Origin of the sequence: Moorena sp. SIOASIH (assembly GCF_010671925.1) — a bacterium.
Classification (GTDB): Bacteria; Cyanobacteriota; Cyanobacteriia; order Cyanobacteriales; family Coleofasciculaceae; genus Moorena.
The window spans coordinates 1,561,185-1,583,027 of the sequence record NZ_JAAHIH010000002.1 but is presented as its reverse complement, the minus strand read 5'-3'; the positions used below and the strand labels follow the sequence as shown (position 1 = coordinate 1,583,027).

18 protein-coding genes are annotated in these 21,843 nt (G+C 46.2%); 7 read left to right on the top strand and 11 right to left on the bottom strand.

What is annotated here, in order from left to right; genetic code table 11:
* Window positions 1-208 precede the first annotated feature (208 nt).
* Together ilvD and tnpA are read right to left on the bottom strand one after the other, a co-directional pair.
* Window positions 209-1,894 (bottom strand): dihydroxy-acid dehydratase, encoded by a 1,686-nt coding sequence (gene ilvD / locus F6J90_RS14620; protein ID WP_293094511.1) that lies wholly within the window; start codon window positions 1,892-1,894, stop codon window positions 209-211.
* Window positions 1,895-2,006: 112 nt separating this feature from the next.
* Window positions 2,007-2,420, bottom strand: coding sequence for an IS200/IS605 family transposase (tnpA, locus tag F6J90_RS14615; RefSeq protein ID WP_293094508.1), 414 nt, complete (start codon window positions 2,418-2,420; stop codon window positions 2,007-2,009).
* Window positions 2,421-2,485: 65 nt separating this feature from the next.
* Here tnpA and F6J90_RS14610 point away from each other — a divergent pair, with 65 nt between their 5' ends.
* On the top strand, window positions 2,486-3,745 hold the full coding sequence (locus tag F6J90_RS14610) for a transposase (RefSeq protein WP_293094505.1): 1,260 nt from the start codon (window positions 2,486-2,488) through the stop codon (window positions 3,743-3,745).
* Between the two features lie 71 nt (window positions 3,746-3,816).
* On the opposite strand, the gene F6J90_RS14605 is transcribed toward F6J90_RS14610, so the two are convergent.
* The 6 genes from F6J90_RS14605 to F6J90_RS14580 form a co-directional block, all read right to left on the bottom strand.
* Window positions 3,817-7,116, bottom strand: coding sequence for a UPF0182 family protein (locus F6J90_RS14605; protein ID WP_293094502.1), 3,300 nt, complete (start codon window positions 7,114-7,116; stop codon window positions 3,817-3,819).
* Between the two features lie 442 nt (window positions 7,117-7,558).
* The gene (locus F6J90_RS14600; RefSeq protein ID WP_293094499.1) at window positions 7,559-8,860 is read right to left on the bottom strand and encodes a glutamyl-tRNA reductase; all 1,302 of its coding nucleotides are present in this window, start codon (window positions 8,858-8,860) and stop codon (window positions 7,559-7,561) included.
* Window positions 8,861-9,290: 430 nt separating this feature from the next.
* Window positions 9,291-10,328 (bottom strand): class II fructose-bisphosphatase, encoded by a 1,038-nt coding sequence (glpX, locus tag F6J90_RS14595; RefSeq protein WP_293094496.1) that lies wholly within the window; start codon window positions 10,326-10,328, stop codon window positions 9,291-9,293.
* A gap of 42 nt (window positions 10,329-10,370) precedes the next feature.
* Window positions 10,371-10,496 (bottom strand): hypothetical protein, encoded by a 126-nt coding sequence (locus F6J90_RS14590; protein WP_293094493.1) that lies wholly within the window; start codon window positions 10,494-10,496, stop codon window positions 10,371-10,373.
* A gap of 72 nt (window positions 10,497-10,568) precedes the next feature.
* Window positions 10,569-10,748 (bottom strand): hypothetical protein, encoded by a 180-nt coding sequence (locus F6J90_RS14585; RefSeq protein WP_293094490.1) that lies wholly within the window; start codon window positions 10,746-10,748, stop codon window positions 10,569-10,571.
* 142 nt (window positions 10,749-10,890) lie between these two features.
* The gene (locus F6J90_RS14580; RefSeq protein WP_293094487.1) at window positions 10,891-11,103 is read right to left on the bottom strand and encodes a hypothetical protein; all 213 of its coding nucleotides are present in this window, start codon (window positions 11,101-11,103) and stop codon (window positions 10,891-10,893) included.
* A 184-nt stretch (window positions 11,104-11,287) separates the two neighbouring features.
* Between F6J90_RS14580 and F6J90_RS14575 the strand changes: the two genes are divergently transcribed.
* The 3 genes from F6J90_RS14575 (at window position 11,288) to F6J90_RS14565 (ending at window position 16,904) form a co-directional block, all read left to right on the top strand.
* Entirely contained in the window at window positions 11,288-14,986 is a 3,699-nt protein-coding gene (locus F6J90_RS14575; protein ID WP_293094484.1) for an NB-ARC domain-containing protein, read from the top strand.
* 232 nt (window positions 14,987-15,218) lie between these two features.
* Complete coding sequence (gene grxC / locus F6J90_RS14570; protein ID WP_293094481.1) at window positions 15,219-15,533, top strand: glutaredoxin 3; 315 nt, start codon at window positions 15,219-15,221, stop codon at window positions 15,531-15,533.
* A gap of 384 nt (window positions 15,534-15,917) precedes the next feature.
* On the top strand, window positions 15,918-16,904 hold the full coding sequence (locus F6J90_RS14565; protein WP_293094478.1) for a Type 1 glutamine amidotransferase-like domain-containing protein: 987 nt from the start codon (window positions 15,918-15,920) through the stop codon (window positions 16,902-16,904).
* On the opposite strand, the gene F6J90_RS14560 is transcribed toward F6J90_RS14565, so the two are convergent.
* On the bottom strand, window positions 16,842-17,072 hold the full coding sequence (locus F6J90_RS14560) for a hypothetical protein (RefSeq protein ID WP_293094475.1): 231 nt from the start codon (window positions 17,070-17,072) through the stop codon (window positions 16,842-16,844). The genes F6J90_RS14565 and F6J90_RS14560 overlap by 63 nt on opposite strands.
* Window positions 17,073-17,280: 208 nt before the next feature.
* Between F6J90_RS14560 and F6J90_RS14555 the strand changes: the two genes are divergently transcribed.
* The 3 genes from F6J90_RS14555 to F6J90_RS14545 all read left to right on the top strand — a co-directional run bounded on the left by F6J90_RS14555 (window position 17,281) and on the right by F6J90_RS14545 (window position 18,928).
* The gene (locus F6J90_RS14555; RefSeq protein ID WP_293094905.1) at window positions 17,281-17,721 is read left to right on the top strand and encodes a nucleoside deaminase; all 441 of its coding nucleotides are present in this window, start codon (window positions 17,281-17,283) and stop codon (window positions 17,719-17,721) included.
* Between the two features lie 125 nt (window positions 17,722-17,846).
* A complete protein-coding gene (locus F6J90_RS14550) occupies window positions 17,847-18,044 on the top strand; it encodes a hypothetical protein (protein ID WP_293094472.1) in 198 nt (65 codons plus the stop codon).
* Window positions 18,045-18,178: 134 nt separating this feature from the next.
* Window positions 18,179-18,928 carry a 1-acyl-sn-glycerol-3-phosphate acyltransferase gene (locus F6J90_RS14545; RefSeq protein ID WP_293094469.1) on the top strand — a complete coding sequence of 250 codons (750 nt, stop codon included), beginning with the start codon at window positions 18,179-18,181 and terminating at the stop codon, window positions 18,926-18,928.
* Between the two features lie 108 nt (window positions 18,929-19,036).
* On the opposite strand, the gene psbC is transcribed toward F6J90_RS14545, so the two are convergent.
* Both psbC and psbD read right to left on the bottom strand, forming a co-directional pair.
* The gene (gene psbC / locus F6J90_RS14540) at window positions 19,037-20,419 is read right to left on the bottom strand and encodes a photosystem II reaction center protein CP43 (RefSeq protein WP_293094467.1); all 1,383 of its coding nucleotides are present in this window, start codon (window positions 20,417-20,419) and stop codon (window positions 19,037-19,039) included.
* Window positions 20,403-21,461: a photosystem II D2 protein (photosystem q(a) protein) gene (psbD, locus tag F6J90_RS14535; protein WP_008183309.1), complete on the bottom strand. Its 1,059-nt coding sequence runs from the start codon at window positions 21,459-21,461 to the stop codon at window positions 20,403-20,405. Before psbD ends, psbC begins: the two co-directional genes overlap by 17 nt.
* Window positions 21,462-21,843: the final 382 nt, after the last annotated feature.

Here is a 21,843-nt window from a genome sequence, read left to right as displayed (position 1 = left end):
TCAGTGGTCAGCTTATTTTATTCAAAGGTGCGCTTGACCTTGGCGAATTAAATTCGCCACGGGTCGCACCTAAAAGCACCGATTTCGCTACGGGCACGCTGCGCGAACAGTAGCGTGCCCGTAGCCCATTAGCTGATAACTGATAGCTGAATGCTTAGGTTTGATTCTCGTTAAAGATAGATAGGGAGATAGCAACTGTGTATAAGTGTTAATCCAAATCTAAATCCGTTACTGCTCCGACACTACTGGAAGAGACTAAGGTGGCATACTTTGCCAATACCCCTGTGGTATAACGGGGCTTGGGTGGTTGCCAACTAGCACGGCGTTGCTCTAATTCTTGATCGGACACATTTAGTTGTAAGGAACGCTGATGGGCATCAATGGTAATCATATCCCCTTCCTGGACTAATGCGATCGCACCTCCAACCGCTGCTTCTGGTGCGACATGACCGACTACCATGCCATAAGTACCTCCAGAAAATCGTCCATCGGTAATTAATCCCACTGAATCACCTAACCCAGCACCAATAATGGCTGAGGTGGGAGCCAGCATTTCCCGCATGCCTGGACCACCCTTTGGTCCCTCATAGCGCACCACAATCACATCACCAGAGTTGATTTTACCGGCCAGAATCGCATCTAAGCAGGCTTCCTCGGATTCAAATACTCGCGCTGGACCGGTGATTTGAGGATTTTTTACCCCAGTAATCTTTGCTACTGAGCCTTCTGTGGCTAGATTGCCTTTCAGAATCGCTAAGTGTCCTTGAGCATACACAGGATTATCCCAAGGACGAATTACATCTTGGTCAGCAGGGGGTTGATCAGGTACATCTTCTAACACTTCCGCTATAGTTTGGCCGGAAATGGTCAAGGCATCCCCATGGAGCAAATCATTGACCAACAGCATTTTCATAACTTGGGGAATCCCCCCGGCGCGGTGCAAATTTACAGTGACATAGCGACCACTGGGTTTGAGGTCACACAGCACTGGTACTTTAGCCCGGATGGTTTCAAAGTCATCAATGGATAAGGCTACTCCAGCAGCATGGGCGATCGCTAATAGATGCAAGACTGAGTTGGTGGAACCACCTACTGCCATAATTACTGCGATCGCATTCTCAAAAGCCTTTCGTGTTAAAATATGCCGAGGTAGTATTTGCTGGCGAATTGCTTCGACTAACACAAAAGCAGATTTCTCAGCACTATCGGCTTTCTCAACATCTTCCGCTGCCATGGTAGAGGAATAGGGCAAACTCATCCCCATTGCCTCAAAAGCAGAGGACATAGTATTAGCGGTAAACATGCCGCCACAGGAACCAGCACCAGGGCAAGCGTTGAGTTCCACCGCCTTGAGTTTAGCATCATCAATCTTGCCAGCACTGTGTTTCCCAACCGCTTCAAAGGCACTAACTACCGTTAAATCTTCACCATCAAGATGTCCAGGTTTAATCGTGCCACCATAGACGAAAATTGCTGGGATATTCATCCTGGCAATGGCAATCATCGCCCCTGGCATATTCTTATCGCAGCCGCCAATGGCCAAAACTCCATCCATACTTTGGCCATTACAAGCGGTCTCAATGGAATCAGCAATTACTTCCCGGGATACCAGGGAATATTTCATCCCTTCCGTTCCCATGGAAATCCCGTCACTAATCGTAATTGTACCAAACATTTGAGCCATAGCACCAGCAGTTGTCAATCCCGCCTCTGCTCGTTTGGCCAAATCATTTAACCCCAAATTGCACGGAGTAATAGTGCTGTAGCCATTAGCAAGACCAACAATGGGCTTAGTAAAATCGTCATCAGTGAAACCAACAGCCCTCAGCATGGCTCGGTTAGGCGCTCGCTGAACACCTTGGGTAACCACTTGGCTTCTCAAATTCTCCGGCATGGATATGTTCCCCTCAAAGGTTAGAGTCTCTACCAGAGATTTTAGCTAAAGGCGCGAGAAGCCCAACATCTCAATGCTACGCCATGAGTGTGGGATGAATCGCGCGCAATGACTACTCTTTTGGATTATCTTGATTTTCAATGTATTTCTTAAGCTGGTTTATGGTGACACCTCCACAACTAGCCACAAAGTAAGAGCTGTTCCATACAACATTCTTGCTATAAAACTGGCTCAAGATATCATGAAACTGTTGTCGTAGCTTCCGAGAGCTAACTGACTTTAAATTATTGACCAAACTGCTCAACTGAACATCTGGATGGTACTGAAACAGGAGATGTATGTGATCGGATTCTCCATTGAACTCTACTAAGTCTCCATCCCACTTTTCTAACAAGTCAGCAAAGATATTATGCAATTCACTTAACATGTCGCTGGTAAAGACTTTTCGGCGGTATTTTGTTGTCAGGACAAGGTGGGCCTTGAGATCGCTTACCGATCTACCTTTTGTTGCAAATCTTTTTTTCATGGAACTAGTTGACACTCTCTGGAGTCAGTGTTATCATAATAGCATACACTGATTGAAAGGACAAAGTGATAACCGCTTACCAGTATCGATTGCGCCCAACGAAAGCACAGAAAGCCATGATAGACAATTGGCTGTCAATGCTTTGTGCTCAATATAACTACTTGTTGGCTGATCGGTTCAAATGGTATGAAGCGAATCGCTGTCCCATAAATGCTTGCCCGCTTGTCTGTCACTTTCCAGAATTAAGGGATAATCCTAACTATTATAGCCAAAAGAAAACTTTACCAAATCTCAAAAAGACTCATCCTTGGTACAAACAGATCCACTCTCAGGTACTCCAGGATGTTGTCAAGAGAGTAAAACTGGCCTTTGATAGGTTTATCAAAGGAGACAGTAATGGAAAACGAAGTGGGCGACCTAGATTCAAAAAGCTACACCGTTACCGTACCTTTACTTACCCTCAAATGAAGGAGGGGTGTCTAGAAGGAGATTTAATCAATCTTCCTAAAATAGGTAAGGTAAAGGTTGTGCTTCATCGCCCCATTCCCTCTGGATTTAAGATAAAAACAGCTTCTATCACTAAAAAGTGTGATGGCTATTATTTGGTTTTATCTCTAGAAGACAAAACTGTCCCCGAAGCTAAGCCAGATATAAATCCAGACTCAATAATTGGGATCGATGTTGGTCTTAAGAAATTCTTGACAACCTCTGAAGGTGAAGCTGTCGAAATCCCTCAGTACTATCGGAAGGCTCAAAAACGTCTAAAGGTAATCCAAAAACGGGTATCTCGAAGAAAAAAAGGAGGAAAAAACAGACTTAAGGCTATCAAGCAGCTTGGCAAACAACACAAAAAAATAGCAGACAAGCGGAAAGATTTTCACTTTAAGACCGCAAATTATCTGTTATCAAAATATGATGTTGTTGCTCATGAGAGATTAAATGTTAAGGGGTTGGCTAAGTCCAGACTGGCTAAATCTGTGTTGGATGCTGGGTGGTCTAGCTTCTTGACAATTCTAGCAAGCAAAGCCGAGAATGCTGGCTTGTTGACAGTTGCGGTAAGTCCCAACAATACCTCGCAGTATTGCTCCAATTGCGGAAAGAAAGTCCCTAAAAAACTGCATGTTCGCTGGCATGATTGTCATCATTGCGGATGCAGTCTTGACCGTGATCACAATGCGGCCATAAACATAAAAAATAGAGCGGCAGGGCAGTCCGTTCTTAAAGCCCAGCGCCTCCTAAGGGATGCCCGGATTGGCGCTTGTTGCCTACACCGACCTTTCAGGTTCGGTGTAGGAGCTGTCACCCATCATATCAAGTTCGGTTGAATACCCATCATCCTGTCAGAACCATGGAATTTAAATGAAGACCAGCTTAGGGAGTAGGGACTTATAATCCTCTAAGGGAGTGCAGTTTCCTCGACTGGACGTACAATTGCTGATGTCTTACTTTGCTCTGGCTTAAAGATGGCATCAAGTGCCTCTTCTAGATTTTGAGCCATAATAATCTGGTTTTGATAAACCACAATAACTCGCACTAATGTTGGCAGACTATGTTGCTCAGCTTCTAAATACAATGGCTCAACATACAGTAGCGATTGCTCGATGGGAATAACCAAAAGATTCCCCTGAACTGCTCTTGAACCTTTTTGATTCCATAAGGAAATTTGTTGAGAGATGACTGGATCTTGATTCATCAGAGCTTCAATTTGCTCTGGTCCATAGATGAGTTGTTGCTTGGGAAACTGATACAGGAGTAACTTGCCATATTGATCCCCATCAGAGCGAGCAGCTAGCCAACCAATTAAATTATTACGACCTGTAGGTGTATAGGGGTGGAGCAAGATAAATTCTTCTGATTTCTCCTTGGGGAGTTTCATGATAATGTAGTAGGGTTCCACTGGTTGAGATTTACCAGCATAAATTTCCTGGGGAATCCGCCACAAATCCTCTTGGTTGTAAAAGACCTGGGGGTCAGTCATGTGGTATGCTAGCAAGCGCTCGGATTGGATATTAAATAGATCAATGGGGTAGCGCAGATGAGTCCGCAGGTTGGTGGGCATCTGATCCAGTGACTTGAAGAAATTTGGGAAAATCTTACTCCACGTTTGAATAATCGGGTCTTTTGGGTCAGCTATGTAGAAACTAACATCGCCATTGTAGGCATCAATAACGACTTTTACCGAGTTACGGATGTAGTTAAACTGGTTGTCACCTGGGTCGGCATAGGGGTAGCGATCGCTTGTGGTGTAGCCATCCACAATCCAGTAGAGATAATTCTTAGTGACCCCTGACTCAGCTTGAGAAGTATCAGCAATTACCAGGTAGGGGTCAGCGTCATAGCGTAAGAAGGGAGCGATCTCTTGAATCCGTTGCCGAATATTACGGCGAAACAGTAACCGTGTGTCGGGTGTGAAATTCCCAGTCAGTATCATCTGCCAGTCTTTGAGATACTGGGCAAACACTAACCGCCGCCAAAAGGAGTTTAGGGCAATACCACCAGTCCCATCGTAGGTGTTGTAAACGTTGTCGTCTCCACTGGGATAGTCTAATTCCTGAGTTTTGGTGGAGGTCATGATATAGTTATTGGTCAGTTCCCCATAGTAAATCCGGGGTTGACCAATGGGGATACTATCGCGAATCTCTTGAGTGGATGTATATAAGCTTCCTTTGAACCCTTCACCTCCACCAGAACCGATGTCTTTAATAAAGTAGTATGGCAGTCCTCCCTCTCCTACCTGATTCACAGCAGAGAGGGTAAACCCATAGCCATGGGTATAGACTAAGTGTTTGTTAACCCAAGTTTGTGCTTGTTCGGGCACAGCATCATAGTCTAATTCCCTTGCAGCAATGAGTACTTGTTGTTTTTGAGTTTTTGAAGGTTTTCTAGAGGTTGAAGGTTGAAGGTTATTTGGTTGAAGGTTATTTGGTTGAAGGTTATTTGGTTGAAGGTTATTTGGTTGAAGGTTATTTGGTTGAAGGTTATTTGGTTTAATGGTATTGTTTGAACTTTGAACCTTCAACTTGCCAACCTTCAACTTTTCAACATTCAACCTGTCAACCTTCAACTTGCCAACCTTCAACTTTTCAACATTCAACCTGTCAACCTTCAACCTGCCAACATTCAACCCAGCCTTCAACCCAGCCTTCAACTGGTTTGGATTAACTTTAATGGTGTAGCGATCAAAATTGGCGTCGGGAAATTGGTAGTAAAGTCTCAGTTGTTGGAGCTGACGATTACTTTGTAATAAGGGGCCGGTATCCCACAGGGGAATGTTGTCGATGGTTAGGTGATTTTTTTCTAGATCGGTGCTGGTGAGCTTACCTTGGGGGTTAAAGGTTTCAGCTTCAATACTATCGAGGTCAAAAGCTGCTCTGGTCAGGGCAATAGTCCGAGCAATATAGGGTCGTTCTAAGGCTAACTCGTTGGGTTCGACTTTAAACCGTTGCACTGCTGCGGGTAAGATTACCCCAGCAATCCCCCATATCCATAGGTATAACCCAAGTATCCACAATGCCACTGGTATTTTGGTGGGCAGACGGCGTATCCAGACAATTGACCTCAAGAGTAACAACAGTGCGATCGCAAAGGCCAGAATGCTCAATCCTGTATTAAAGGGCAACTTGACTGAGACATTGGTGTAACCGGCACCGTAAGCGACACCACGGGTTGAATACAGTAAATTGTACCGGGAAAGCCAATAGTGGAAGGCTGTGATTGCCGACACAGCAGACCCAAGGCCATATAGGTGCCGTAGTTGGTTTTGGGAAAATCCGGGAAATTTCCCATCTGAGAGGCTATTTCCTGAGGTTAAGTAAATTAGCCATACCGCAACTAGACCAAAGAGAAATAATCCCCCTAGCCAAAAATCCAATAGTTGCCATACCGGTACGCCAAATACGTAGAAGCCGATATCCTGTCCAAATAGTGGCTCGGTAGTGTTAAAGGCAGTGGGATAGAGATACTCTAACATTCTGCCCCATTGTTCTGAGATCACCATCGCCCAGGCAAAACTTAGTGCTATTGCGATCGCTCTTAACCACAACTGAGTATTCACCATGAGCCCTACCATCACTGCGGAGATCATCCCCAGCTGCCAAACCAGATAGCTTCTGGATTCCGATAAAAATAGCTTTCCGAGAGATACCCAACCCAACGGTGACGGTAGGGGGGGTGTGGCTTCACTCATAAAGGTGGCTGACAAGGTTTCGCGATGGAAATACCAAACCGAAAAGGCCATTTTTCCGTAGTACAACAGCACCACCCCAACTAATAAACTGAGTGCTAGGGCAAATGGCAAAAGCGATCGCAATCTGAAGGCTGGGCGTTTTCTATAAAATTTTCCTCTTGGTCTGACTCCCGATCTCACTATTGGGGAGGGTGAGTTGAAGCGTGTTTGGTCAAGGGTTAAGGATGAAGAGTCAAGAGTCTTAAACCCTTTTATCCAGGTAATCTCGAGATTAGCTAAGTTTTCCGGATGCTTGAAATGGTTGGCTAACCGTAAATTGGTCAGCAAAAACCCCAATGATAGGATAAATACAACTACCCACAAACTCAGCTGGGTCTGCAAATGCAGCAAGAAAGCGGATAGATAATCCACTTCCGTGAACCATAAAATGTCTGCTACCAGGTGAGATAGCCAATTCCAAGCTATCCATATACCCAGTAGCCCAGTAACCCAGCGCAATAGTTTGGTCATTGGTCTTTAGTTTTGGGTCATTACCAGGATAGCGTGGTCTATCAAAAACTAAGTATTCAGCTGTCAGCAGTCAGCCGTCAGCTTATTTTTCAAGTAGCGTGCGCTATGGGCATAAACTGTTCGGTGTAGCGTCACCACAGGGTTCTAGCCATTCGCGTAGCTGATCGCTGTTCGCGTAGCGTGCGCGTAGCGCTTAAGCTGATAGCTGATAGCTTAACATCAAAAACTCAAGTGTCAAAAAAATACCAATTCAAGTAGGGTGGGCAAAGTTCTCTGATCTAGAATACTCATTTGAAACAAACTGTTTTTGCCCACCCTACAAGCTTGGGTGTCAAAAAAATACCAATTCAAGTAGGGTGGGCAAAGTTCTCTGATCTAGAATACTCATTTGAAAGAAACTGTTTTTGCCCACCCTACAACCTTTGTCACTGATGACTCACTGCTAAATTGCTTGCTCGCCAGTATCCAAATTGAATAGCATTTGTAAAGATTGCATGGCCAGGCGTCGGGTTTCAATATCTTGCTGTGCTCGTAATTGCACCATCGGGTCATGAAGGATTTTGTTAACAATCCCTCTGGTTAGGGCTTCGATCACTTCTTGATGTTTTTCGGCAAATTCTGACCCGAGACGGGATAGAGCTTTCTCTAGCTCTTGCTCACGGATTGTTTCGACCTTGCTGCGCAAGCTGCTAATGGTAGAAACTGTTTCTAGGGAACGCCACCAGATGTCAAAGGCTTCCACTTCTTCTTCCAAGAGTTCTTGTGCTTCCATGGCCATCTTACGACGGCTTTCCTGATTCTGTGCTACTACTGCTTTTAAGTCATCCACGTTGAATGAGTGGACAGTCTCTAGCTCATCAACATCCGCTGCCACATTACGAGGCACAGAAATATCAATTATCATTAAGGAATGGCTTGTCTGCAACACTCCTTCTAAATTCGACCGAGTCAGCAGTGGTTCGGTGGCACCAGTGCTAGTAAATACGATATCTGACTGGGCAACCAGTGTCATCATATCTGACAAGGAATGCAGTTGTAGATCCGCTTTGGGAAATGCTTTCGCTAACTCTTCAGCCCGTTTGGTGGAACGATTCAGAATTGAGATATCTACAGCACCTTTGGCCAGCAGATGTTTCACCAGCAAGCGAGACATCTTACCAGCACCGATAATTGCTATTTTATAGGGCGTCAAAGAGGTGCCATAAAGGGTCTCTACCTTCTGCTGAGCTAACTCTACCGCTGCTGAGCTAATGGAGACCGCCCCTGTTCCAATACTGGTTTCCGTGCGAACTCGCTTACCAGCAGTAATTGCTTGTTTAAACAGTTTATTAAGTAGACGTCCAATTCCCTTGTGTTGCTGACCAAGTTTGTGGGTGGTTTTGACCTGAGCTAGAATTTGCCCTTCTCCTAAGACTAGGCTATCTAGACCTCCAGCAACCCGCATTAAGTGCATGACTGCATCCTGATACAACAGAATAAATAGGTGGGGACGCAACTTGGCTAGAGGAATGCCAGCTTTTTCTGTCAGAAACTGGCACAATTCTCTAATTCCGGCATCAGTTTCTGTGGTGACTATATAAACTTCCAACCGATTACAAGTACTCAGTATCGCTACCTCTTCTATATGAGGATAGCTACATAAGTGGGGCATCACAGTCTCTAACTGGGCTTCTGGAATGCTCAGTTTTTCTCTGACTTCAACCGGTGCTGTCTTGTGGCTCAGACCTACTACGGCAATATTCATGTTTTTGATAACAAGGTTTTATGGCAGTATTAGTTATAGCAATTATTAAAAAGGTGAGGAACTTTTGTATTTGGTTTTAGGGAGTAGGGAGTAGGGAGTAGGGAGTAGGGAGTAGGGAGTAGGGAACAGGGAAAAAATCTTGTGTACTTTATTATGATTAAAACCGTTATCTTAGTAATTCTTTATCGGTTTGTTGGTACAAATATTTTCTACAAATGTTTCCTACATAATGTTTCATACAAATCCTTCCTAAAACGAACTTGAAGGAAGGGTTAAACTAGGTTTTCAACCTTCCTTCAAGCTTGAACTACTGTTGCGCTTAGTCGCTACAAGGGTAAGGATTCAGCTGACGGCTGACGGCTGATAGCTGATAGCTGATACGCGACACGCTGATAGCTTACCTACAGGGTGACAACCCTCTTCTTAAGAGTTACTTCAATTGGAGATACTTGGGCTGTTCAAACATATGAACAGTATCCACAAACCGAGCGGTCTTGGACTGACTGGAAATAACTAGGCTTTGAGTCCGTGCTCCACCTGGGAAGAACCGAACCCCTTCCATCAGGGTTCCTGGGGTAATACCACAAGCAGCAAACAGTACGGTGTCACCCTTGGCTAGTTCCTCAGCATTGTAAACCTTATCGGGATCGTTAATGCCCATGCTTGTGAGCCGTTCTAGGTTGCTTTCTTTGCTCTCCCCAATCAGACCAGTTTTCACGATGGCGGGATCGTAAATCAGCTGACCTTGGAAGTGTCCCCCTAAGGCACGCATTGCTGCTGCTGAGATTACTCCTTCCGGTGCAGCACCGATTCCCATTAAGGCATGGATATTGGTACCAGCAAAGGCACAGGAGATGGCGGCGGAAACGTCACCGTCACTAATCAGTCGGACCCGAGCACCAGCTCCCCGGATTTCGTTGATCAAGTCCTTGTGACGGGAACGGTCCATCACAACTACCACCAGTTCGTCAATGGAGCGCTCTAGACAATCGGAGAGGATTTGCAGATTGTCGGTTGCGGACTTGTTGATATCTACATGATTCTTGGCTTGGGGTGGTGCTGCCAGCTTCTTCATGTAAAAGTCAGGAGCAGCAAATAGACCACCCTTCTCGGAAATAGCTAGCACTGCCATTGAACCGTTTTGCCCATAGGCAACTAGGTTGGTTCCTTCACAGGGGTCAACGGCAATATCAATTTCGAGCAGCTCATCTGGGTTACAGTATTGGGCAGCATTATCTTGGGTGCAAATCCCAACTTCTTCACCAATGTAGAGCATGGGAGCATCATCCCGCTCCCCTTCCCCAATTACAATCCGACCCCGCATATAGATCTTGTTCATCCGCTCCCGCATGGCTTCAACAGCCACTTGGTCAGCAGTGTTTTTCTCCCCTTTACCCATCCATTTGGCGGATGCGATCGCAGCTTGCTCTACGACTTCTATAATTTCTAAGCCTAGTGTATTTTCCAAAGCGCCCGTTCTCCCAAAAGCTTGATGAGCTTATTTTCTTAATTATTTGTTTACAGTCTTTAAGTCTATCAGAGCGTGGTATCTCGTAGAAGGGAACAGGGAATCGGGAATCGGGAATCGGGAATCGGGAATCGGGAATCGGGAATCGGGAATCGGGATTGAAATCATTGTTAAATCTAGGGTTTAGCTTTGTTGAGGCTGGGCAGGGGGCTGTATGGAAACCGTTGCGATCGCATCACCCTAGGGAATCGGGAATCGGGGGCGTTGCTGAATCTTCGCGCTGAATAGGAGTAGAGTGGGCATCCTGCCCGCTCGAAAATCTATTGAAACTGGCAAGATGCCAGTTCTACGCCTGATGCCCATTCGATACAACTGAAACTGGCAAGATGCCAGTTCCACCAAGATGCCAATTCGATACAACTGAAACTGGCAAGATGCCAGTTCTACGCCTGATGCTCATTCCACACAACTATTCAAATCATTCCGGTTCCCCCCTTATTAAGGGGGGTTAGGGGGGATCACCCACACCAGTTCCCCCCTTATTAAGGGGGGTTAGGGGGGATCACCCATCCTGCTTATTAAACCAAGGACTTACCACCTGGATCAATCTAGTCAGGGCTCCCACTAACACGGCGATCGCTAAAATCATTTCCGCTGGACTGTCCCCATCCTTGAGCCAGAGTGCAGGATTTTCGATTAGGGGCTGTGGTTGTTCGACTAATGCTATCGTGTCAACTCCTTGATTATCAACAACTTGCTCTTTGAGGTCATTCATGGTAATGCTTCGATTTCCTAACTGAATCCATGGTGACCTGGGGGTAGTATCTACAAGCAACAGCTAGTTGAGGGAAGCTACAACCACCGTATATCAAGGCTAAACTAGTTGAGGGTAGCTTCTGCAATTTTGGGAACACCTACCCTAACCCTCAACTTTTTTTTCTTCCCCATCCCTGAATAGCATGCCAAGACCTACTTACGGTCCTACTGTTAAAAACAGAGCATTGCGTCTATTTGAAGCATTAGTCTCTTTTGCCCAAGACATCGCTAATCAGGGGAATCCAGATATTAAATTCCGTTGGATAGAGAAAACCTCAACTCATCCCAAACTAGTAATTGAAACTCAGACCAGATATTTAATCGAACTCACCAAGGAGGATAACTATCCAGGTAGTCTCAGCAAGGCTCAAGTGGTGGAAGCGTTGCAGCGGATGGAAGACTTCTTAGGAATTTTAGAAGACAACCGTGTCAAGAAAAAAGGAAAAGACCAAAGGCATTTCACCCTGACACTCTACTGCCAAGACCTAGCCACAAACCTAGAAAGATTTAATCAACAGTGGGACAATAAACGACCAGAGAAATCCAAACAGCAAGAACAAGCAACTGCTACTCCTGCCAAAACCTGCCAATCCCTTCGTCCTAAGCCAGGGGTTCCTTTCCAAGCCCCACCCCTACCAGCTCACTTTATCCAGCGCCCAGAGGTAAGCCAAGACCTGAAGCAATCCTTACTATCAGAGCAGACAGCTAAGACGGGAACTTTGGTAGTTAGCGCCATTTATGGGTTAGGCGGTATTGGTAAATCTACCTTGGCTGCAGCTATTGCCCATGATCCAGAGGTACAGACTCATTTTGCCGATGGTATTCTGTGGGCAACCTTGGGTCAGCAGCCAGACTTGCTGTCTTTCCTGAGCAGTTGGATACAAGCACTGGGAGACCATGACTACAAACCCACTAACACTAATGCGGCTTCTAGACATTTACAAACCTTGCTGTTTGACAAGGCTACCCTGCTAGTAGTCGATGACGCTTGGAACCCAGACCATGTGCAACCGTTTCGGATTGGTGGTGCTAAGTGCCGGGTGTTAGTGACGACTCGTGAAGCTCAAATTGTGGGAGTAACTCGCTATGATTTAGATGTGATGAGTCCCTCACAAGCCTTAGCCTTACTGGAAGAGTATCGGGGTTCTAAACTCAAGGGGTCAGACTGCAAACAAGCCGAAGCCCTAGCGACAACAGTGGGCTACTTACCCCTAGCTCTGGAGTTAGCGGCAGCACAAATAGCAGATGGTATTTCCTGGCAGGAGTTACTCACTGACCTACAAACGGAAATTGCCCGGTTGGAAACCTTAGATTTACCAGGTGCCCAAGAGGTTGATGAAAAGCGACGCAAGCACTACAGCCTAGTCGCATCCTTTAATCTCAGTTTACGGCGACTACCATTGGAAAAATTTCAGCAATTTGCCTGGTTGGGTGTGTTGCCAGAAGATGTCTCAATTACTCCGGCTTTAGGCACAACCTTGTGGGATGTAAGTCCACGAGAAGCAAGAAGAACCTTACAGTATTTTAAGTCAAAGGCTCTACTGCTCTCTGGTAAATCCACTAATGGCACTCCCAGCTATCAGCTCCATGACTTGGTTCATGATATGGCGCGTCGGTTGCTAACTGCTGAAGCAGCTACAGGGGCAGAGGGCAACTTACCGGGTTTGGGATTAACCTGGCCTCAAGCCCATGGTCAACTCCTAGAGCGCTATCGCAAAAAAACCGAAAACGGTTTATGGCACACCCTACCGGACGATGGCTATAGTCACAGTTATCTGACCTGGCATTTAGAAAAAGCGGGTTGGGTAGAGGAAGTACACCAATTGCTCCAAGAGGAAACAGAAGCTGGAGGCAATGGTTGGTATGAAACCTGTGAACGTTTGGATAAACTGGGGAGCTTTGTCAAGGATGTGGCCAAGGCTTGGCAGTTAGCAGAAGAGGCTTTTTCCTCTTCACCAACTCGTTCTATTAGTTTGCAGTGCCGTTATGCCTTGATGGTGTCTTCTATCAATAGTTTGCTAGGGCATATTCCAGGAGAGTTGATGGCAGCCTTGGTAGAGAAAAAGATCTGGACTCCAGTTCAAGCTTTGGCTTACCTTCAACACATACAAAATCCTTATGATCGAGCATCAGTACTAGAAAAGCTAGCCCCAAAGTTACCGGAAACATTACTCTCAGAAGCCCTCAAAATCGCACGGGCCATTACCAATGAATCAGACCGATCCAGAGCTTTAAGTGGACTAGCACCATATTTGCCGGAAAGTCTACTCTTAGAAGCCCTAGAAGCAGCACGAGCCATTACCAATGATACAGACCGAGCCAGAGCTTTAAGTGAACTAGCACCACAGTTGCCGGAAATCTTATCAGAAGCTCTCGAAGCCGCACGAGCCATTACCAATAACATAGCCCGAGCTATAGTCCTGATTAAACTAGCACCACAGTTGCCGGAAATATTATCAGAAGCCCTCGAAGCCTCACGAGCCATTACCAATAACATATCCCGAGCTATAGTCCTGATTGAACTAGCACGACATTGGCCGGAAATATTATCACAAGCCCTCGAAGCCTCACGAGCCATTACCAATAACAGAGACCGAGCCTATCGCCTGAGTCAACTAGCACGATATTTCCCGGAAATCCTACCAGAAGCTCTAGAAGCGGCACGGGGACTTACCGATCAGTCGAGCCGAGCCATAACCTTGAGTAGATTAGCACGGCATTTGCCAGAAATCCTACCAGAAGCCCTAGAAGTAGCACGAGCCACCGATGAGTCGAGCCGAGCTTATGCCCTGAGTGAACTAGCACCACATTTTCCGGAAATCTTACCAGAAGCTCTAAAAGCGACACGAGCCATTACCAGTCAGTCGAGCCGAGCTTATGCCCTGAGTAAACTAGCACCACAGTTGCCGGAAAGGTTGCTCCCACAAGCCCTCGAAGCGGCACAGGCCATTACCGATAACGGAAACCGAGCTATATTACTGAGTAAACTAGCACCACAGTTGGGGGAAAGACTACTCTCACAAGCCCTAGAAGTGGCACGGGCTATTACCGATAACACAGATCGAGCCAATGCCTTGAATGAAATAGGAGCACAGTTGCCAGAAATTCTACCAGAAGCCCTAGACGCAGCACGAGCCATTATCGATAAGACAGACCGAGCCATAGCACTTAGTGAACTAGCGCCAAAATTACCGGAAATCTTACCAGAAGCCCTAGAAGAGGCACGAGACATTACCGATGATGACAGTCGAGCCACAGCCCTGATAAGGCTAACACAACAGTTCCCGGAAATCCTACCAGAAACCCTAGAAGCCGCGCGGGCTATTACTGATGAGTTTTCTCTAGCCAAAGCCCTGATTAGGCTAGCACAACATTTCCCGGAAATTATACCAGAAGCCCTAGATGCAGCACAAGCCATTAGTGATCAGTCTTTGCAATCCTATGCCCTGAGTGAACTAGCACGACATTTCCCGGAAATCCTACCAGAAACCCTAGATGCAGCACGAGCACTTACCGATGAGTTTTGGCGAGCCAAAGCCCTGATTATGGTAGCACAACAGTTCCCGGAAATCCTACCAGAAGCCCTAGAAACGGCACAGGCAATTCAGTCTCAGTATCACCGAGCCTATGCGTTCAGTGGACTAATCGAAAATCCCAACTTTTCCCTCCAAGAGGACGTTTCCCTTTGGCAAGAGTTTCTTCACACCTTGGCTTGTAGCGATCGCCAGCAGTTCTTAGAAGACCTAGTTAATCTGAGTCCAACTATTATCTCTTTGGGAGGCAAAGAAGCTCTGGCTGCAATTGTTGAAGGGATTAAGGATGTCAGTCGGTGGTGGCCTTAGAGTGGAATGAAAAAGCGTTACAAACAATTATTTTAGCAATTATTTATCTATTGTTTGTGTAACCATCATTACACCCATTGCTAGCTAGTATTTTAAAACAAATAATCAAACCAAATACTGATTTATAAGAACACAAAAAATTATCCTATTTCTTTCCTTTTTCTTAATTTAAACTATCCCCTAACCATGGTATATCCTTAAATAGGATTCAACAACATAGGATTAACCAACAATGCTCGATTTTCTCAATCCCATCCTAGGACGCAAGCCAGAACAGATGAAAGCCAACGTGGAAATTTACACCTGGCAAGCCTGCCCCTTCTGTATCCGAGCGAAGCTATTGCTATGGTGGAAAGGGGTTGACTACACCGAATATAAAATCGATGGGGACGACAATGCCAGAAACCAGATGGCGGAACGAGCCAACGGAGGTCGAACGGTACCCCAAATTTTTATCAATGACCAACACATTGGCGGTTGCGATGAGTTGTATGATTTAGACGGTAAGGGACAATTGGAGTCTTTGCTGACTCAGCCAGCAAGCTAATATTTAGTAAGCTATCAGCGGTCAGCAATCAGCAATCAGCAATCAGTTGAAGGCGTAGGGTGTGTTAGGGGCGGACTTGCCCTTATTTTTCGCCCCGTAGCCAGCGTTGAAATAGTCCGCCCCGTAACGCACCGCCAGGTCAAACAGTAACAATTAGATGCACCCGGTTGAAGGTTAGTTGGTTGAAGGTTAGTTGTTGGAAGGTTAAGGTTGAATGGTTAGTAAGCATTCAGCTTATGGGCTAGGGGCACTTTACTTGAGGTGCTTTTTAAGAAAATAAGCTGACGGCTGTTCGCGTAGCGTGAGCTAAAAGCTCACGGCTGATCGCTGACGGCTGACGGCTGAATGCTTACAGTGGTTAAGCTTTCAGGGTGAATCAAGATAGTGAAACGTTTAGTTATTAGTGCCTTAGTATTCGTGATCATGCTGGGAGTAGTAGCATTCCCTGCGGCTGCTACGGTCAAGCGCTATCAAATTAGTGAATCGCCTAATGTTGATCTGTCTTTAGCTGGCCCTGCCTTTGACTTGGGTGGTGGTGGTCCTGATGTGGATGAAGCTATCCAGTGGATGATTAACCAAGTTAGGGATTGCGGCAAATGCGATCGCAAAGTTGATGTAGTAGTAATCCGGTCTTTTGGTGACGATGGCTACAATGAACCGATCTATGACATGAAGGGGGTTAATTCTGTAGAAACCCTAGTGCTCGATAGCCATGATGACGCTAATCGACCGGATGTGGTGGCTACGGTAGAAAACGCTGAAGTATTATTCTTTACTGGTGGTGACCAGTGCGACTACGTTGAGAATTTCCAGGACACAGAGCTTCATTATGCGATCGCTTATGTGCTTGAGAAAGGTGGCGCGATTGGTGGAACCAGTGCTGGTGCAATGATTCAAGGTAGTTTTGTCTATGATGCTTGTCAAGGTTCGATCCGCTCCGATGAAGCCCTCAATGACCCCTATGACAATTATATTAGCTTGACCAATTACCTATTTAAATGGCGAGACCTACAATCAGTAATTGTCGATACCCACTTTAGCGAAAGAGAGCGGATGGGTCGCCTGATGGTATTCATTGCTCGCCAGCTCCAAGATACTGACGCAGAAGAGGTATTAGGCATCGGAGTAGACGAAGCAACATCAGTAGTTGTAAACTACAACGGTTACGCTGAAGTGATCGGAGAAGGGGCAGCTTATTTTGTCCTAGGTGACCATCGACCAGAAGAATGTGAACCAGGAATTCCCCTAACCTTTTCCAATTACAAAATATGGAAACTATCCGGAGGTGACACCTTTGATCTGAGATATTTACCAACCTCTGGCTACGAAATCGCTAGTGTAGAGGAGGGAATAATTAGTTTTGGGGAATAGGGAATAGGGAATAGGGAGTAGGGAGTAGGGAGTAGGGAGTAGGGAGTAGGGAGTAGGGAGTAGGGAGCAGGGAGTAGGGAAAGAATACCTGTTTATAAAATTAATTACATAAAAAATATCCCGTAAAATAATTACTATAAATTCAAAAAATTTTATATAAATCAACAATTTAAAATTTAAAATAGCAATAACAAATTAACCCTTAATCCTTAATTATTATTTCCCGATCTCCCCACACCTCCCACATTTCCGACACTTTCCTCCCTGCTCCCTGCTCCCTGCTCCCTGCTCCCTACTCCCTACTCCCTACTCCCTGTTCCCTTTTGTGCCAGATCTAAGTATTACCAATCCCACCTATCTCATCCATCGCAAATGGATGAGTGTTGCCATAGAGATTGCCCAGAAGGCTGGTGAAGCGGGTGAGGTACCAGTGGGTGCCGTGATTGTAGACAGTGAAGGTAAGTTAATTGCAACAGGAGAGAATCGTCGAGAGCGGGACAAAGACCCCACTGCTCATGCCGAAATCCTGGCACTCCGTGCTGCTGGTCAACAGCTGCAAAGTTGGCATCTTAATACCTGCACTCTCTACGTTACCTTAGAACCTTGTCCCATGTGTGCCGGAGCGATTATCTTAGCACGACTCGGTCTTCTGGTTTATGGTGTGGACGATCCTAAAACTGGCAGCATTCGCACCGTTGCTAATCTTCCTGATAGTGCTTGTTCTAATCACCGGTTGCCAGTAATAGGGGGAATTATGGAATCCGTTTGTCGGGAACAGTTACAATCTTGGTTTGCCGACCGACGCAAAAGACAATAGCAGTTCTGCATTGGGTGAGTTACTTACACCCTTGGGGTTTTAGGGAGTAGGGAGCAGGGAGCAGGGAGTAGGGAGTAGGGAAGAGGGAAGAAAAAACAGGGAAGTCAGACCTGGGCAAAAATTCTGTGTACCTCCGCAGTCTTCATGGAGTTGCTGATCTGACTCGCGATCTCGCGATCTCCCGATCTCCCCACACTTCCAACACTTCCCTCTCTTTCCCTACTCCCTACTCCCTGCTCCCTGCTCCCTTACCCCTAAAACTCATTAACTTCAGCAACGCCATTAATAACCTTAGTATAGATAGCGAACAGATGAGGGGATGACACCACAAGAAGTGTCCCGTTAGTGTCAGATATTAATCTTGAAACCACATACAGTAGAAGTGAAGGTTAAGGATTTAGTAAAAACCCTTGATCATTCATAGTTTAGCTCTACTTGCAGTAAGTAGGATTGACCAATGACAACAACGTTAAAAAGCACTTCTGATTATGGTAACGATCACGGTAACCCCATCAAAGCCATGTCTGTAGATTCTGGTATTTGCCACTGGTTAATTAACATTATCTATCCCTTAGCACGGCGTGTTGTCATTCCGTTTCATTTTGGTCAACTTACCGTAACAGGACAAGAGAACGTTCCTAAGACTGGTCCTATTATTTTAGCTCCCACCCATCGCTCTCGTTGGGATGCGTTAATGGTTCCTTACGCCGTTGGTAAACCCGTAACCGGACGTGACTTGCGGTATATGGTCTCAGCCAATGAAATCTATGGCCTACAGGGTTGGTTTATCCGTCGCCTAGGAGGGTTCCCCGTAAATACTGGACGTGGAGGAATTAGCAGTATCCGTCACACTGTGGAACTTCTGAGCAATGGCGAAGCACTGGTAATGTTTCCTGAAGGCAATATCTTCCGTAATGGTCAAGTAAACCCCTTAAAACCTGGTATGGCTCGTATTGCCTTGCAGGTAGAATCATCTCACCCTGGTATTGGTCTCAATATTGTACCGATTTCTCTTAATTATAGCCAGCCTATCCCTAAATGGGGTTGTGATGTCACAGTTACTGTTGGATCTCCGATTAGTGTAGCAGATTATAGTACCAAGTCAGTTAAAAAAGGAGCTGCACAGCTTACCCATGACCTGCATACATCAATGACCAACTTAGACAGAAGTTCCGGACAAGACTGTTCTAAAAAAAAGCTCCTGTAGAGTACAGGAGCTGTAAAAATCACTTAGCTATTAGTTAGCTATTAATTAGCCATTAATTAGTCTTTCTTAGTCTGATTTATCATTGAGTTATTCACTCAATCCAATCACCTAGTCAAGGTCAGGCATACTCAGTACAGCTTCAGTTTCACGCTCAATACCTTTCTCGAATCCAGCAGCGGCAGCCCGTGCACGACCAGCGTGCCAGAGGTGACCAACTAGGAAGAAGAAAGCCATTACAAAGTGGAAACTAGCCAACCAAGCACGAGGGTTGACATAGTTGAAGGAATTTGCCTCAGTAATAATGCCACCTACAGAGTTGATGGAACCGTTAGGAGCATGGGTCATGTACTCAGCAGCACGACGTAGCTGCCAAGGCTGAATGTCATTTCTGAGCTTGTTAACATCCAGACCATTTGGACCCCGTAGAGGCTCCAACCACGGACCTTGGAAGTCCCAGAAGCGCATGGTTTCACCACCGAAGATGATTTCACCAGTAGGAGAGCGCATCAGGTATTTACCCAGACCAGTAGGCCCTTGGGAAGACGCAATATTAGCACCTAGGCGTTGGTCACGGGCTAAGAATACGAAAGACTGAGCTTGAGACGCTTCAGCATTGGTAGGACCATAGAACTCGCTAGGATAAGCGGTGTTGTTGAACCACACGTAGCAAGAGCAAATGAAGCCCATCATGGACAAGGCACCTAAGCTGTAGGAGAGGTAAGCTTCTCCAGACCAGACAAAGGCACGACGAGCCCAGCCGAAGGGTTTAGTCAGAATGTGGAATACACCACCAAAGATGCAGATCAGACCAATCCAGATATGACCGCCAATGATGTCTTCCATGTTGTTGACACCAATAATCCAACCTTCACCACCGAAGGGAGCATCGACTAAGTAGCCGAAGATCACACCAGGGTTCAGGGTTGGGTTAGTGATCAAACGAACAGCACCACCACCCGGTGCCCAAGAGTCATAAACACCGCCGACGAACATAGCCTTGATCACCAGCAAGAAGGCACCCAATCCTAAGATGATCAGGTGGAAGCCGATGATACTAGTCATCTTGTTCTTGTCCTTCCAGTCGTAACCAAAGAAGTTAGAATACTGTTCTAAGGCTTCAGGACCACGAACGGCGTGATAAATACCGCCAAAGCCCAATACGGCAGAAGAAATCAGGTGTAGGACACCAATAACAAAGTAGGGGAAAGTGTTAACAATTTCGCCACCAGGACCAACACCCCAACCCAAAGTAGCCATGTGAGGGATTAGAATCAATCCCTGCTCGAACACAGGCTTTTCGGGAATGTAGTGAGCAACCTCAAACAGGGTCATTGCGCCAGCCCAGAACACGATCAGGCCAGCATGGGAAACATGAGCTCCCAGCAACTTACCAGAGAGGTTGATCAGACGGGCATTACCAGACCACCAGGCGAAACCGGAAGATTCTTGGTCGCGATTGCCCGCAACCATAGTATTAGAGAGCGTTACCACGCGGTAGTACCTCCTCAGGGAACTCAAAGTTTTGGTGAGGTTGGTCTGCTGGAGCCATCCAAGCCCGCAGACCCTCATTTAGCAAAATGTTCTTGGTATAGAACGTCTCAAATTCTGGGTCTTCTGCTGCCCGGATTTCCTGGGACACGAAGTCATAGGCTCGCAGGTTCAATGCTAAACCTACAATTCCTACTGCACTCATCCACAAGCCAGTTACTGGCACAAACAGCATAAAGAAATGCAGCCAGCGCTTGTTGGAGAAGGCAATCCCGAAGATTTGAGACCAGAAGCGGTTGGCGGTGACCATTGAGTAGGTCTCTTCCGCTTGGGTCGGGTTGAACGCCCGGAAGGTGTTGGCTTTGTCACCATCCTGGAACAGGGTATTTTCTACCGTTGCCCCATGAATAGCACACAGCAGCGCACCACCGAGTACCCCGGCTACCCCCATCATGTGGAAGGGATTCAGTGTCCAGTTGTGGAAGCCTTGCAGGAACAGGATGAAACGGAAGATACCCGCTACTCCGAAGCTAGGAGCAAAGAACCAGCTCGACTGTCCCAATGGGTACATCAGGAACACGCTGACAAATACTGCAATCGGCGCACTGAATGCGATCGCATTGTAGGGTCTGATGCCTACTAGACGCGCAATTTCAAATTGCCGCAGCATGAACCCAATCAGACCAAATGCTCCGTGGAATGCCACGAAGCTCCACAACCCTCCTAGTTGGAACCAGCGAGTCAAGTCTCCTTGGGCTTCTGGTCCCCACAACAGCAGCAGGGAATGTCCCAGACTGTTGGGAGGAGAGGACACTGCTACGGTCAGGAAGTTACAACCTTCTAGGTAAGAAGAGGCTAAGCCATGGGTGTACCAAGAGGTAACAAAGGTGGTGCCAGTCAGCCAGCCCCCTAAAGCCATGTAGGCACAGGGGAACAACAGAATGCCGGACCAGCCGACGAATACAAAGCGATCGCGCTTGAGCCAGTCATCGAGGATGTCAAACCATCCTCTGGTGCTGGGGGCGCGTCCTACTGCTACTGTCATAGATTCAAATCCTCATACATATAACGATTGGCAAGGATTCAAAATTGGGACGTTTTTACGTCTTTTTAGCGACACTCCTACCCTTTTAGAGGTAGATTTCCCTTAGATTTCAGTGATTTTGAGTCACTTTACTCTTACAGGATGGTCTTTTAACGGGATGCCACAGGCTATCAGGTTAGGCTGTGGTCACTTAATGTTTCTTAAACTATCACGCAGTTTAACCCTTGATTTGATTCTCCCATAAGGAGACTGGGGTTACAAACGTTACATACAATAATAATAAATACCAAAAATTTTACAAAATTACACATACTCCTCAGATTTTTTTTAGATTTGGTGTCAAAAGTTACATAATTTCCCTGTCTTGGTCAAAAATGTGATA